The sequence below is a fragment of the Glycomyces paridis genome (assembly GCF_004912155.1).
In the GTDB taxonomy this organism is placed as follows: domain Bacteria; phylum Actinomycetota; class Actinomycetes; order Mycobacteriales; family Micromonosporaceae; genus Glycomyces; species Glycomyces paridis.
Genome location: NZ_STGX01000012.1, coordinates 1 through 13152 on the forward strand (window position 1 = coordinate 1; position 13152 = coordinate 13152).

Sequence of the window (13152 nt, forward strand, 5' to 3'; positions counted from 1 at the left end):
GGGCATCGTCCGGAGGGCAGGACACACGAACCACACGAGCAAGACAGCAAGACAGCAAGACAGCAAGACAGCAAGTGATCGAGCACGCTCGCGAGCGAGTGCGCGTGTGGGTGGTGGGGTGTCGCATCGCGGTCGGGCTTGAAGCGCCCGAACCGTTCACGGCAACGAACCGGCCACCAGCACCAGTGCGAGCGGGAGGGCGAGTTCGATCGGCGGGCACCGCGGTGTCCTGCAACGCGAAGCGAAGCGAAGTGGACCGAGCACGGCGGAGGAAGACAAAAGCCGGGCTAGGAACCCGAAGCGAAGCAGAGCAGGGGCGGGGCGGGGCGGGCGAAGCGAACTGGATCGGAGTGGGTACGGCGAAGCGGCACACCGTGGAGCAGTGCGGCCTTCACCCGGTGCGGCGAGGCAAGAAGCTAGCCGAGCAGGTTGAGGGCGGCAAGTCAAAGCGGCACACCGCGAAGCAGTGCGCCCGTGACGCGAAGCGAGGCACGACAGGAGCCGGGCAGGCGGGGAAGCGAAGCGGAGCGGCTTCACCCCTCGCGCGATTGCGGAGCGGCTTTCGCCGGGCGAGGCGGGCGGGATGATGCCGAGCCAGGTGGGGCGGCAAGGTAGCGCGAAGCTGGGCGCCGTGGCCCTCATCGGGTGCGGCGGATCGCAGCGGTTGTCGAGATGCGGCGCGAAGTGCGTTGACGCCAAGCGAGGCAAGCGAAGCCAGTCCGGCGAGGCGAATCGGCTCTCACCATGCACAGCGGGGCGAGGCTGGACCAGGCTAAGCGGCGCGCGACGGTGTGAAGCGGCGCAGGGCGAACAGGAAGGGGGGTGACGACCAGTCCAGCGGTAAGACCAACCTCGGCCGCCCCGGACCGAGACGGCCCGGCCACACGAGCGCTCCGGCACCAACCACCCAGTCCGTTGTCGCCGCCCGTTTTAAGGCCGGGCAACACCGACCCGGCCCCGCCAACACGACCGCGGCAGTGCCCCAGCTCGCTGTCGCTGCCCGCCCTCACCTCAGCCGCCCTCGCTACCAGCCTTGAGACCGAGCGAATCCGACCCAGCCCCGACACTGCGGCCGCACGAACCACCCAGCTCATTGTCGTTGACCGTCTTAACCTCGGGCTTCGGTCACCAGACCCGGCGCGCCACGGCCCCACCGACCAAGCCGCCAGGCGCGTAAGCAGCCCAGGCGCTGCGGCTTCTCCGACAAGTCGAAGACCGAGCCGAAAAAGCGCGACCGGCACGGCCCCGTTCAAGCGCGTGAAGCCAACCCTCTGTCGCCCAGGCCGAGACGACCCGGCCACACGAGCGCTCCGGCACCAACCACCCCGCCCTTTGTCGCCGCCCGCTTTGAGGCCGGGCGAAACCGACTCGGCCCCGCGATCCGACCGCACGGACCGCCCCGCGCTTCGTCGCCGCCCGCTTTGCGTCCGACCCCCTGCGAGCCGACCCCTGCAACGCAACCCCGGGGCCAGTCGGCGCCGCACGGAGAGCCGTTGCCGCTTCGAGGCCCCGGGGTGCTGGAGCGTCGCCCGGGGCCTTCCCCCGCAGGCCCTTTCAGAGCGCGGCGAGCTTTGTTCTGACCCTGTCGAGTTCGTGGGGCGAGCCGAGTTCGAGGTAGACGCGTTCGGCTGCGCGCCAGTCGCGTTGGGCGTGGGCCGGATCGCCTCCAGCGTGTCGGGCGTCGCCGGTCAGCTCCCGCGCGAAGGCCACGGCGAGGTCGAGTTCGAGCGCTGCGAACATGGCACTGGCACGGTCGTAGTGCGCGAGCGCGTCCGCGTAGCGGCCCTCGTGCGTGGCGACGCGGCCGCGCCCGACGTGGACGTAGGCGATGCCCGGCAGGACCTCGGGTTCGCTCGCGGCGGCCATGAGGAGGTCGAAGCACTCGCGTGCCTCGTCGAGCTCGCCGAGCTGCGCGAGGTGCCAGCCCACCGCCCACAGCGCGCGGTACTCCCAGAACTCGTCCCCGGCCTCGCGGAAGCTGCGCACCGACTCCCGGGCGAACGCGAGCGCGGCAGCGTCGTCGCCCCGGCCCGCCTGGGCGCACAGTCCGAAATAGACGAAACCTTTGGCCCAGGGCTCGGCGTTCGCGTCGGCGAGCGCGAGCGCGCGCCGCAGCAGCGCCGCGGCCCCCTCCTGGTCGCCGATCTGGATCGCCACGGCCGAGAGGTACCCGACCGAGACGACCTGGCCGGACCCGTCCCCGGTCCGCTCGGCCGCCGCGAGCGCCGCGGTCTGGACGGCCCGCAGGTCGTCACTGCGGTTGCGGCCCATCATGTACTCCGAGAGGCACCACGCCAGCTGCCAGACCCGGCGGTCGTCGGCCGACCCCATGCGTCGCAGCGCCAGGCCCAGCAGGACGTCGTACTCGGCGCGGAACCACGCCGCCGCGGCGGCGGCGTCGCCGACCGGCTCGGGCACCACGCCCGGTCCCGGCGGCTCCAGGCCGGGGGCACCGCCGTGCACGGTGAGAAGGTGGTCGGCCGCATTGGAGGAGTGCACGAAGTAGTCGAGCATCCGCTGGGAGGCCTCGCGGCGGCGGTCCTCGGGGACCTCCTGGGTGAACCGCTCCCTCGCGTAGGCCCGCAAGAGGTCGTGCATCGTGTAGCGGCCCTCGCGGTGCTGGTCGGCGAGGTGCACTTCGGCGAGTTCGGCCAGGGCCGCTTCGGCTTCGGCGGCGGTGGCGCCCATGAGGCTCGCCATCGCCGCGACCGTCAGGTCCGGGCCGGGGTGGAGCCCGAAGAGGCGGAACGCCCGCGCGGCCTGCCCGCCGAGCTCCTGGTAGGAGCACGCGAACACCGAGCGCGGGTCGGAGGCGAGGTCGGGCGAAGAGAGCACCTTGAACACGTTCGTGGTGCTCTCCAGGCGGGACGCGAGCGACGCGAGCGAGAACCGCGGGTGCGCCGCGGCCCACGCGCCGATGAGCGTGAGCGCCAACGGCAGTCGCGCGCACGAGGCGACGATGCGGCGCACCGCGGTCTCCTCGGCGAGCGCCCGGTTCATGCCGATGCGCCGCACCAGCAGCGACCACGCGTCCCGGTCGGAGAGCAGGTCGAGCGGCACCGTGTCGGCGCCCTCGGTGTGGTCGAGGCCCGAGAGGCGCCCGCGGCTGGTGACGAGCGCGAAGCTGCCGGGCGCGACCGGCAGGAGCGGGCGCGCGACCGCCGAGTCGCGGGCGTTGTCGAGGACGACCAGGACCTTCCGCTGCGCGAGCACGGTGCGGTACAGGCCGATCCGCTCGTCGAGGCCGGCCGGGACGCGGTGGGACTCGACGCCGAGCACCGACAGCGCCTCGCCGAGGACCGCGCCGGGGTCGGCGCCCGGGGTGAGCGGGTCGAAGCCGCGCAGGTTGAAGTACAGGTGCCCGTCGGGGAAGCGGTGCGCGACCCGGTGGGCCCACCGCACCGCCAGGGCGGTCTTGCCGACCCCACCCATGCCGGTGACGACCGCGAGCCCCGCCTCGCCGTCGGCCGCGTCGAGGTAGCCGTCCAGGAGCGCGAGGTCGTCCTCGCGGCCGGTGAAGCGCGCGTTCGCCCTCGGCAGCATCGCCGGGACGAGCCGCGGCGGCGAGGGTTCGGCGTGGACCTGCGGCTCGTGGCGCAGGATCTGGAGGTGCAGCTCCTTGAGCTCGGGGTCGGGGTCGGCGCCGAGCGCGTCCGAGAGGCGCTCGCGCAGCGCCTCGAAGGCCTCCAGGGCCTCCACCGACCGACCGCCCGCGTGCAGGGCCCGCATGAGCTGCGCGGTGTAGCGCTGGCGCGTGTCGTGGACGGCGACGATCTGCCGCAGCTCCTCCACTAGGTCGTCGTGGCGCTCCAGGTCCAGGTCGAGGTCGATGCGCCGCTCCAGCAGCGCGAGGCGGTACTCGTCGTGGCGGCGGCGGATCGCCTCCACCGTCGCCCCCGACAGGTCCGCGAGCGCCGGCCCGCCCCATTCGGCGAGCGCCTCGCGCAGGCTCGCGGCGGCCCCCGCCAGGTCCCCCTCCTGTTTGCGTCGCCGCGCCTGGTCGTCCTTCGCCTTGCAGCGCAGCAGGTCCAGTTCGAGGGTGTCGATGACGAGCTTGTAGGCGCGCCCGACGGTCTTGATGCGCTCGCGCAGCAGCGCGTGCTTGCCGCGCAGGACGCCGATCGTGTTCTGGATCTGCGTCTCGGGGTCCTGGGGCCGGTCGTACCCGTAGACGGCGTGGACGAGCCGCTCCAGGGGCACGACCGCGTTGGCCTCGTCGAGCAGGATCGCCAGCACGGCCGCGGTGTTGCCGCGGGGCACGGCGATGTCGGCGCCGTCGGACCGGACCTGGAGCGGCCCGAGTATCCGCACGTCGAAGGTTGGCATGTGGGTGTCCGCCTTCACTCGTTTCCGGGGGACATCCAGTGTCCCACAATGCGATGAACTTCCGATTGCACCGAGTCATGACGGAAAGGTGACCGATCCGTGAGCGCGGGGCGGAGGATTCGCCCCTCAGCGTCGCGGCGGCTTCGGCGCGCCCCGGAGTGGAAGGAACGCCGATGGGACACGTCGATATCCCCGAGGACTACGAGGACCGCCTCCGCGAGGGCCGCCGCGCGGCCGACCGCCTGCCGGAGGGGCCCGCTCGCGACACCGCGTCGGCGGCGCTCGCGGCGGCGCCCTCCCGCGAGGACCACGCCCGCGCCGCTGCGCTGGCCGCGGAGGCGTCGGCCCTGACCGGGGCGCTCGCGGAGGCCGCGTTCGACGGCACCGACGCCGGGCGGGTCGCGTGGCTGCGCCTGGACTTCACCGGTCGGCTCCGGGAGCTGTCGCTGAGCCCGACGATCGACCGGTTGAGCAACAAGGCGGTCGCCGACGCGATCGAGGCGGCCTGGACGGCGGCCGAGGCCGCGCGCTCGGAGCACGTGCTACGCCTGGAGCGGGACCGCGCCGCGCTCCTGGCGGGCCGCGTCCCCGACCCGCTCGGCGACGCCATCCGCGACCGGGTGGCCCGAAGCACCGCCGAGCGCTTCGCGCACGTCACCGACGACGACCTGTGCGCCGCCGAAGTGAACCTCGAAGGGCGCCTTGTCGAGTTGAAGTTCCTGGTCCCGAACGCGACCGTCGACACCGACTGCGAGGCCCTCGCCGAGACCGCGGCGGCCGTCATCGCCCTGGTGCAGGCCAGGGCCGCCGAGCGCATGTCGGAAGTGGTCGCCTCATGCCTCGGTTGAGGCGTCGAGGACGGCCCGCAGGCGCTCGGCGAGCGCGGCCCGCTCGGCGGGGCTCTGGTCGAGCACGCCGTTCTCGGCCATGAGCGCGTGGAACTGCTGCTCGCCGTAGGGGACGCCGGGAGGGAGCGGCGCGACGTGCCAGTGCACGTGCGCGTTGCCCTGCATGCTGCCCAGCGACATGACGTAGACGCGTTCGACGGGCAGGACCGCCCGGAGCCCGATGCCGACCCTGCGGACCACCCGCTGGACGGCGAGGTAGGAGGCCTCGTCGAAGCCGCCCACGGCGTCCTCGACGTGCCGCTTCGGGCACACGAGCGTGTAACCCTCCAGGGTCGGGTACCGGCTGAGGAACGCGACGTGGTCGGCGTCCTCGTACACGATCTCGTGGAAGGACCCGGGTTCGCCTGCGACCAGGGCGCAGACGAAGCAGCCGCCGGTGCGCACCCGCTCGGCGTAGGCGTCGAGGTCGAAGGGCACCTTCGCGGTTCGGCCGTCGCTCAACGGATCTGAACGGGGAAGAGGACCGTGGTCTCGATGACGCGGTCGCGCTCCGCGGCCATCGCGGTGCGGCGCGGGTCGGCCATGTAGGCGTCGATGGCGGACTGGCCGGGGAAGCGGTAGACGTGGACCTCGTGGGGATTCCCGTCCGCGCCGTCGGCGACGGCGCGGGCGACGAGTTCGCCGCCGTGCTCGGGCACGAGCGCGAGCACCTTGTCCTCGTACGCGGACATGTCCGCCTCAAGGCCGGGCCGGGCCCGCAGGGTGCAGCACAGTTCGATCGCTTCGCTCATGGCGACCATGATCGCAGCCGGGGCGCGCGCGGCGAAGCGCGTTCCCAGAGCGTGGCCGCCTTCAGGAGGCGGGCGGGCGCTGGGCCTCGCGGTCGGCCTTGACGAGGCGCGAGAGGGTCGCGTGGACCTCGGCCACGCCCGGCACGCCCTTCCAGTGGACGTCGCCCGACCAGTTCGCGGCACGGAACACCAGGTGGCCGGTGCCCCGCATCCGGTCGAGGAGGCCGGTCTCGACCTGGATGCTGTCGATCTTCGCGAGGGCGATCTCGGAGGTGCGCCGCCGGGTCAGGCCGGTGCGCCACAGGATGCGCTCGTCGGTCACGACGTAGAACGTGGTGGCCCACCGGACGATCCGCTTGGCCAGCAGGAGGGCGATGAGGACGCCTGCGGCGATGGCGACCGCCCGGCCGCCGTCGCCCTCATCGCTGTCGGACATGCCGTAGAGGAACGCGATGAAGCCGAGAACGACGCTCCAGGAGATCGCGGCGCTCAACTCGCCGAAGTCGGCGCGGAATCGGACCTCGACGCGCTCGCCGTCGCTGAGCAGCTCATCGGGGAACATGGCACCTCCACATGCGCACCGGCACTTGCGAACCGGTCCCCGTGACCAATCGTTCACTCCACTGTATCGATGCCGCGCCCTCAACGGTGTGCTGCCGAAGCGGCTTTCTCACAGCAGCCGCTCTCGGCGTTCGAGGTCGAGGCGCAGGCGTCCGTTCGAGAGGTTCCGGATGCTCGCGTCGAGGCGTTTCCAGGCGGTGCGGGTGAGGAGGTCGGCGCTGACCAGGCGCACGGCCGGGCCGTCCTCGTCCTTCCTGGCGAAGAGGGCCGCGCCGCCGGGTTCCAGCTGGAACTCCAAGGCCTGCACGGCGTTCCGGGCGAGGCGTGCGCGGTCGGTGCGAACCTCGGCGCCGCCGGGTCCGCGCGTGACGGTGCGGACGGTGAGGTCGGCGGCGTCCGTGGCGATCTCGGTCCCGCCGGAGTCGAACGCCACGGGGCCGACCGGTTCCGGCGGCGGGGCCGGGCGGGCGGGCCGCTTTTCGGTTGCCTTCGTCGGCGCCGGGCGCGGCGGCGCGGCGCGCTGCGGCGGCGCCCGCCGGACCGGCGGCCGGTACGGGGCCGGGGCCGGTCGCGGCGTGAACTCCGCGGGGCTCGCGGCCAGGGCCGCGATCGCGATCACCAGGCCCACGATGATGCCGCAGACGCCGCCGATGCCGCCGAGCACGTCGGTGCGCGACTCCACTTCGGACTGCTCCTGGTACGAGTTCGACCCGCCGCCGCCGAGGTTGACGCAGGAGTCGCCCTCCTCCATCTCGACGCCGCCGCACTCCACGGCGTCGCCGCCGCCGAGCGACCCGACCGTGCACGCGAGCGAGACCCCCGCGATGAGGAGGCCGAACAGCACCGCGAGCGTCTTCGCGACCGCGGCGTCCGCCTTGGGACTCGACTGTGCCATTTCAACCGTGCAAACCCCTACGCGTACGGGTCGTCGTCGCTGCCGATGCCCCAGACGTCCTCGTCGGGGTCCTCGGTCAGGTTCGACTCGCGGGCGGTCTCGTCCTCGTTCTTGGCGCCGCCGCCGCGTCCGCCGCCGCCCATCATGCCGCCCATGCCGCTGCGGCCTCCGGCACCGGCCGAGGCCTTCGCGGGGACGGGCGCCGCCGCACCGGGCGCCAGCGCGCCGGGGGCGACGGTGCCGGTGCCGGTGGCGAGGCCGCCGGGGTTCGGGGCGCCGCCGAGGCCAGCGCCCGCGCCGCCGCCGAGGCCGCCGCCGGAGGCGAGGCCGCCGCCGAACTCCTCGGGGTCGGGCAGTTCGGCGGTCTCCCAAGGGTTGTCGAGTTCGGGGACCTCAGGGGCGAAGTCCTCCATGTCGGGGGTCTGCGGCATCTCGCCCTGGCCAGGGGTCTGCTGGGCCGACTCGGGCTGCGGGGTCTCCTCGGCGGGCTCCTCCTGCTCCTCCTCGGTCTCCTCCTCCGCTTCCTCCTCAACCGCTTCCTCGTCCTCTTCGGACGGCTCCTCCTCGGTGCCGGTGCCGGAGTGGTCGGCGGCCTTCTTGAGGTCGCGGTTCTCGTCGCCGGTGCCGGTCTTGTCGTCCAGCGGCTTCAGGAGGTCGGCGGCGGCCGAGAGGGCGGCGCCCGCGGCGGCGTCGGCGGCGTTCACGAGCGACAGCAGGGCCTGGAGTCCGGCGGTGCCGGCGGCGGCCTGCGCCTGGAGGGCGGCCTCGACGACGGCGCCGAAGGGCCCGGCGGCGGCGATCGCGATGCGCTGCACCGCGCCGAGGGTCACCAGCGGCGCGGGCTGGACGTCGAATCCGGCGGCCTTGAGCGCGGCGTCGGCGAGGTTGAGCATCGCGCACTCGGCGGCCATCTGCGCGCCTGCCGCGCTCAGGCCCGCCGCGGCGCCGTTGACCTCGCCGACGACCTGCGCGACATGGGCGTTGACCTTGGAGACGTCGCCGTTGAAGGCGTCGTTCGCCGTGTCCTTCCAGTGGACGTTGATCTGCGCGACCTGCTCGCCGTACTCGCCCTGGTGGGCGGTGAGGTCGTTCGCTGCGGCGGTCATCTGGGCGGCGTAGTCGACGAACTGCGAGGGCTCGGCCGACAGCGCGTCCTGGTAGGTGGGCATGGCGGTCTCCTATCGGGTCGGTCCGGCGGGCAGGTCGCCCTGGATGTCCTTGAAGCGGGTGCCGTTCTCGGCGTCGGCCGACTCCAGGTCGTCGGCGCTGCCGACGACCTGCTCCCCCTGCCAGTCGAGGCGGCGCTCGACGCCGGAGGCGACGGCCGCGAGCGCGGCCTGCCAGCGGGTCCCGGCCTCGCCGGTGGCGAAGCCGCCGTTGCGGTCCGCGGCGGACCGCGAGGGGCCCTCCACGCGCCGGGGCGCGTTCTGGGCTCCCGGTGCCAGGCCGCGCAGCCCGGCCCCGCCCGATCGCACGTCGTCGACGTCCATGTGCAAGGTCATGGGGTCCTCCTTCGAGGTGCCTGCGCCCTGGGGGCGGACGCCCGGCGGCGTCAACGGGTACTGTCGCGCGCTTCGTCACGGACCGGTCCGGGCCGGTGCGGAGCGGCCCATGACGGATTCGTGACCGGGCGGTCTTTCATGGGCCGCATGGTGTCCGGGACCGGCCGGGCGCAGCGACGAGGAGGGGAGCCGACGATGACCGACAACCCGTTCGCGGCCGCCGACGGCGGCGACGAGGCGGAGGCGACCTCGGAGGGCGTCTTCTTCTCGGTCGAGTCGCCGGGGTTCACGTTCACGATCGCCTTCGGCGACACCGGAACCGCCGCTGCCGGCGGTTCGCGGCCCGGCTGCGCCGCCGGGGCGTGCCCGCACCCGGTCGCGCATCCGGCCGAGGAGGACTGGGTGCAGCTCGCCTCGGCCGTCCCGGTGGAGGGCCAGCTGCACCGCTTCAAGCCGCGCTGCGAGGGCATGGCCTACCCGGCCGAGGAGGACTTCCGGGCCGCGATCGGCGCGGTCCGGCCCGAGGACGCGGACGCGTTCTCGTTGCAGCGCCTGCGGGGCGGCTGGAGCGAGGAGGTCGGCGCGGTGGTCGGGCAGTGGCCGGCGCGGATGCGGACGAACCTGGCGGCCCTCGCGGAGGGCTGGGCGGGCGACGACTTCGACGCGTTCGCGGCGATGGCCGACGAGACCCGCCAGCTCCTTGAGGGCGTGGTGGACGACGTCGAGGCCACGGTGGCGGAGCTGGAAGACCGCGAGGCGGCGATCTACGCGCTCCAGGGCGCCGACTCGGGCGAGATCCCCTATCCCGCACCGCTGGTCGGGGTGGAGGGCGAGTGGTCGGAGCTGGTGTCGCTGCATGTGCGCCCGGCCTGGTGGCACGGCGACTGCATCATCGTGACCTGCGAGGAGGCCGAGCGGGCGCTCGAACTCGCCGGGGCGGACCCGGGTCTGGCCTCGGAGGTGCGCGAGTTCATCGACGAGAAGGTCGGCGAGCGCCTGACGGGCCTGGGCGCCTTGGTGTCGGACGTGCGCCGCCTCGCGGGCGAGGAGGCGAAGGAGGTCTACGCCGAGCGGGTCGCGGCCGAACTGGCGGCGTACCTGGAGCGGCAGGCGGCCATCGACGAGTCGATCGCGGCCAAGCGCGCCGACCAGAGCGCGGAGCTGGAGGCGCTGCGCGCCACCGGCGAGGACCGCCTGTGGCCCACCGGCGCCGACGCCTCCTATATGGACCTCGCGGTGCCGGAGGCGGAGAGTCCCGCCGCGCCGGTCGCGCCGCGCACGACCCTCGACCCCAGTCCCGTGCCGCCCGAAGGCGACGGGACCGCCAGTGCGGCCTCGGAGGCCGACGATGAGTCCGAAGAGGACCCCTGGGATGCGGCGGGCGCCTCGTACGAGGAGGGCGGCCACGTCGGCGGCCTCGCGAGCGGCGGCGCTCCCGCGAACGCCGCGCCCACCAATTCGTCCGCGCCGATGCGCACCGGGGGCGCGATGCTCCCCGGCGGCGCGGTGCCGCAGGGCCTGTTCGGCCCCGCCGTCACCGCCCCGGCGTCCTCCTCCGGCACCGGCGCGGGCGCGGCCCGTCCCGGCGCCGCCCCGCAGGCGGGCTCGGCCCCCAAGGGCGGCAAGGGGAAGGACCGCAAGGACGAGGAGGCCGAGGAGGCGCCGCAGGACCTCGCGCGGCGCGAGACGGGCAACGTCTGGGGCTACGTCAAGCCCAACGAGGACCCCTACAACTGACCGGCCGCGGCGGCGGCCACGAGCGAAGGAGCGCGACATGGGCGAGCGGGTGTTCGACCCGGCCTCGATCGAGGAGTACCGGGCCTTCCTGCTGGAACTCATCGACGACCTGGAGAACCAGGTGATCCCGGTGCTGGCCTCCGGCACCCTGAGCCGGGCCCCGGCGTTCGGCACCGCGCCCGGCGCGGCCGAGAACGCCGCCGGGCGGTACCTCGACTTCCACGCCGCGACCTGGCGGAACCTCCAGTACCTGCGCGGTGCCCTGCACGGCATGGAGTCCGCGCTCGCGGCGGCGACCGGCGGCGACGACGAGGCCGGCGCGGCCGTCTACTTCCAGTTCGGGGTCGACCCGGGCTGAAGAGCCCCCGGCCGTGCGAGCCGCGCCGGCGCCCGGCGTACGAGACGGGCGACGGCGGCACGGCCGGGAGACGCGGCGGCGCCCGCCCGCATGTGCGCGCGGACGGGCGCCGTCGTACGTCTCCTGCAGTTCCTAGAAAGCAGCGCTGCTAGAAAGCACCGTCCGGGAGGTCCATCGCCACCAGGTCGGCGGCCTCGGCGATCTTGCGGTCGGCGGTCAGGCGCGGGAGGACCTCCTTGGCGAAGAACGTCGCGGCGGCGACCTTCCCGCGGTAGAAGTCGTCGTCCGACCCGGCGTCGAGTTTGGACTGGGCGATCTCGGCCTGGCGCAGCAGGAGCCAGCCGACCATGAGGTCGCCGACGGCCAGAAGCAGGCGCCGGGAGTGCAGCCCGACCTTGTACAGCTCGCGCGGCTCGCCGTTCATCGGGCCCATGAGCGAGGGCTGGAGCGCCTCCAGCAGGCCCTGGACGTCGCCGAGGGCCCGCAGGACCTTCCCGCGGGTCTCCGCGAGCGACTCGTGTCCGTCCTGGGTGGACTCCATGATCTCGGCGGCCACGGCCATGAGCGACTCGCCGTTGTCCTTGATGATCTTGCGGAACAGGAAGTCGAGGCTCTGGATCGCGGTGGTGCCCTCGTAGAGCGTGTCGATCTTCGCGTCGCGCACGTACTGCTCGAGCGGGTAGTCCTGGAGGTAGCCGGAGCCGCCGAAGGTCTGGAGCGCCTCGGAGCTGAGCAGGTCGTAGGCCCGCTCGGAGCCGCAGCCCTTGACCAGCGGCAGCAGCAGGTCGTTGATGCGCTTGGCGGTCTCGGCGGCCTCCTCGTCGCCGTCGATCTCGGCCAGGCGCGCCTTGTCCTGCCAGGAGGCGGTGTAGGCCACGAGCGCCCGCAGGCCCTCGGCGTAGGACTTCTGGAGCAGCAGCGAGCGGCGCACGTCCGGGTGCTTGATGATCGGCACGCGCGGGGCGGTCTTGTCGGTCGACTGGATGAGGTCGGCGCCCTGGATGCGGCTCTTGGCGTAGTCGAGCGCGTTGAGGTACCCGGTGGAGAGGGTCGCGATGGCCTTGGTGCCCACCATCATCCGCGCGTACTCGATGATGAGGAACATCTGGCGGATGCCCTCGTGCTTGTCGCCGAGGAGCCAGCCCTTCGCGGGGGACTTCTCGCCGAAGGTGAGCTCGGCGGTGGCCGAGACCTTGAGGCCCATCTTGTGCTCGATGTTGGTGACGTTGACGCCGTTGCGCTCCCCGAGCTCGCCGGTGGCCGAGTCGAAGAGGAACTTCGGGACGATGAACAGGCTCAGGCCCTTGGTGCCGGGACCGCCCGCACCCTCCTCGCCCACCGGGCGGGCGAGCACGTAGTGGATGATGTTCTCGGTCATGTCCTGGTCGCCCGAGGTGATGAACCGCTTGACGCCCTCGATGTGCCAGGTGCCGTCGGGCTGCTTGTAGGCCTTCGTGGTGCCCGCGCCGACGTCGGAGCCCGCGTCGGGCTCGGTGAGCACCATCGTGGCGCCCCAGCCCTTGTCGATGAACATCTGCGCCCAGGCGCGCTGCTCCTCGGTGCCCTCGCGGTAGGCGCTGTGCGCGAACGAGGACCCGGCGGCGTACATCCACAGGGCGGGGTTGGCGCCGAGCACGAGTTCGGCGAGGGACCACCAGAGCATCCGGGGCGCGTCGGTGCCGCCGAGGACCTCGGGGAGGTCCAGGCGCCAGTACTCGGCGTCGATGAACGCCTTGTACGACTTCTTGAAGGACTCGGGGAGCGTCACCGAGTTCGTCGCGGGGTCGAACACGGGCGGGTTGCGGTCGCCGTCGACGAAGCTCGCGGCGAGCTCGTGCTCGGCCAGGCGCGCCAGCTCGGCCAGGATCTCTCGTGCGGTGGCCTCGTCCAGGTCCGGGAAGGACGGGTGGTCGAGGATCGTGTCCGCTCCGAAGACCTCGAAGAGATTGAACTCCAGGTCCCGGAGGTTGTGGCGGAAGTGCGTCATTGCGGGTCCTCCATTACTCGGTGGTAACCACCATCATATTACCCGCGAGTAAGTACCTCAAGCATCCCGCGCCGACCAGGGTGAAGCCTGCCAGAATCCGCCCCTCCCTCGGCGGCGAACCCGCGCGTGTCGCGCCGTCCGCTCCTT

The 13152-nt window shown here is 73.1% G+C and carries 11 protein-coding genes; 3 read left to right on the forward strand and 8 right to left on the reverse strand.

The window, feature by feature from the left end; genetic code table 11:
- Positions 1–1554 precede the first annotated feature (1554 nt).
- On the reverse strand, positions 1555–4326 hold the full coding sequence (locus E9998_RS15950; RefSeq protein ID WP_136530698.1) for an AfsR/SARP family transcriptional regulator: 2772 nt from the start codon (positions 4324–4326) through the stop codon (positions 1555–1557).
- A 173-nt stretch (positions 4327–4499) separates the two neighbouring features.
- Here E9998_RS15950 and E9998_RS15955 point away from each other — a divergent pair, with 173 nt between their 5' ends.
- The gene (locus tag E9998_RS15955) at positions 4500–5174 is read left to right on the forward strand and encodes a hypothetical protein (protein WP_136530699.1); all 675 of its coding nucleotides are present in this window, start codon (positions 4500–4502) and stop codon (positions 5172–5174) included.
- Here the strand turns inward: E9998_RS15955 and E9998_RS15960 are convergent.
- The 6 genes from E9998_RS15960 to E9998_RS15985 form a co-directional block, all read right to left on the reverse strand.
- A complete protein-coding gene (locus tag E9998_RS15960) occupies positions 5160–5675 on the reverse strand; it encodes an HIT family protein (RefSeq protein ID WP_192907104.1) in 516 nt (171 codons plus the stop codon). The genes E9998_RS15955 and E9998_RS15960 overlap by 15 nt on opposite strands.
- Positions 5672–5965, reverse strand: coding sequence for a DUF1330 domain-containing protein (locus tag E9998_RS15965; RefSeq protein WP_136530700.1), 294 nt, complete (start codon positions 5963–5965; stop codon positions 5672–5674). The genes E9998_RS15960 and E9998_RS15965 overlap by 4 nt, the downstream gene beginning before the upstream one ends.
- Positions 5966–6026: 61 nt before the next feature.
- Positions 6027–6527, reverse strand: a complete 501-nt coding sequence (locus tag E9998_RS15970; RefSeq protein WP_136530701.1) for a PH domain-containing protein — start codon at positions 6525–6527, stop codon at positions 6027–6029.
- A 108-nt stretch (positions 6528–6635) separates the two neighbouring features.
- Positions 6636–7421 carry a hypothetical protein gene (locus E9998_RS15975; RefSeq protein ID WP_136530702.1) on the reverse strand — a complete coding sequence of 262 codons (786 nt, stop codon included), beginning with the start codon at positions 7419–7421 and terminating at the stop codon, positions 6636–6638.
- A 17-nt stretch (positions 7422–7438) separates the two neighbouring features.
- Positions 7439–8590 carry a hypothetical protein gene (locus E9998_RS15980; RefSeq protein ID WP_136530703.1) on the reverse strand — a complete coding sequence of 384 codons (1152 nt, stop codon included), beginning with the start codon at positions 8588–8590 and terminating at the stop codon, positions 7439–7441.
- Positions 8591–8599: 9 nt separating this feature from the next.
- Positions 8600–8923 carry a hypothetical protein gene (locus E9998_RS15985; protein ID WP_136530704.1) on the reverse strand — a complete coding sequence of 108 codons (324 nt, stop codon included), beginning with the start codon at positions 8921–8923 and terminating at the stop codon, positions 8600–8602.
- Between the two features lie 195 nt (positions 8924–9118).
- Here E9998_RS15985 and E9998_RS15990 point away from each other — a divergent pair, with 195 nt between their 5' ends.
- Together E9998_RS15990 and E9998_RS15995 are read left to right on the forward strand one after the other, a co-directional pair.
- Positions 9119–10660: a hypothetical protein gene (locus tag E9998_RS15990; RefSeq protein ID WP_136530705.1), complete on the forward strand. Its 1542-nt coding sequence runs from the start codon at positions 9119–9121 to the stop codon at positions 10658–10660.
- 37 nt (positions 10661–10697) lie between these two features.
- Positions 10698–11018, forward strand: a complete 321-nt coding sequence (locus tag E9998_RS15995) for a hypothetical protein (protein ID WP_136530706.1) — start codon at positions 10698–10700, stop codon at positions 11016–11018.
- Between the two features lie 148 nt (positions 11019–11166).
- On the opposite strand, the gene E9998_RS16000 is transcribed toward E9998_RS15995, so the two are convergent.
- Positions 11167–13005, reverse strand: coding sequence for an acyl-CoA dehydrogenase (locus E9998_RS16000; RefSeq protein WP_136530707.1), 1839 nt, complete (start codon positions 13003–13005; stop codon positions 11167–11169).
- Positions 13006–13152 lie beyond the last annotated feature (147 nt).

Bases quoted from the DNA above. Each gene is read 5' to 3' on its own strand.
- E9998_RS15980 (WP_136530703.1), bottom strand. From the start codon at position 8,590: ATGCCCACCTACCAGGACGCGCTGTCGGCCGAGCCCTCGCAGTTCGTC.
- E9998_RS15950 (WP_136530698.1), bottom strand. From the start codon at position 4,326: ATGCCAACCTTCGACGTGCGGATACTCGGGCCGCTCCAGGTCCGGTCC.
- E9998_RS15965 (WP_136530700.1), bottom strand. From the start codon at position 5,965: ATGAGCGAAGCGATCGAACTGTGCTGCACCCTGCGGGCCCGGCCCGGC.
- E9998_RS15975 (WP_136530702.1), bottom strand. From the start codon at position 7,421: ATGGCACAGTCGAGTCCCAAGGCGGACGCCGCGGTCGCGAAGACGCTC.
- E9998_RS16000 (WP_136530707.1), bottom strand. From the start codon at position 13,005: ATGACGCACTTCCGCCACAACCTCCGGGACCTGGAGTTCAATCTCTTC.
- E9998_RS15955 (WP_136530699.1), top strand. From the start codon at position 4,500: ATGGGACACGTCGATATCCCCGAGGACTACGAGGACCGCCTCCGCGAG.
- E9998_RS15970 (WP_136530701.1), bottom strand. From the start codon at position 6,527: ATGTTCCCCGATGAGCTGCTCAGCGACGGCGAGCGCGTCGAGGTCCGA.
- E9998_RS15990 (WP_136530705.1), top strand. From the start codon at position 9,119: ATGACCGACAACCCGTTCGCGGCCGCCGACGGCGGCGACGAGGCGGAG.
- E9998_RS15985 (WP_136530704.1), bottom strand. From the start codon at position 8,923: ATGACCTTGCACATGGACGTCGACGACGTGCGATCGGGCGGGGCCGGG.
- E9998_RS15995 (WP_136530706.1), top strand. From the start codon at position 10,698: ATGGGCGAGCGGGTGTTCGACCCGGCCTCGATCGAGGAGTACCGGGCC.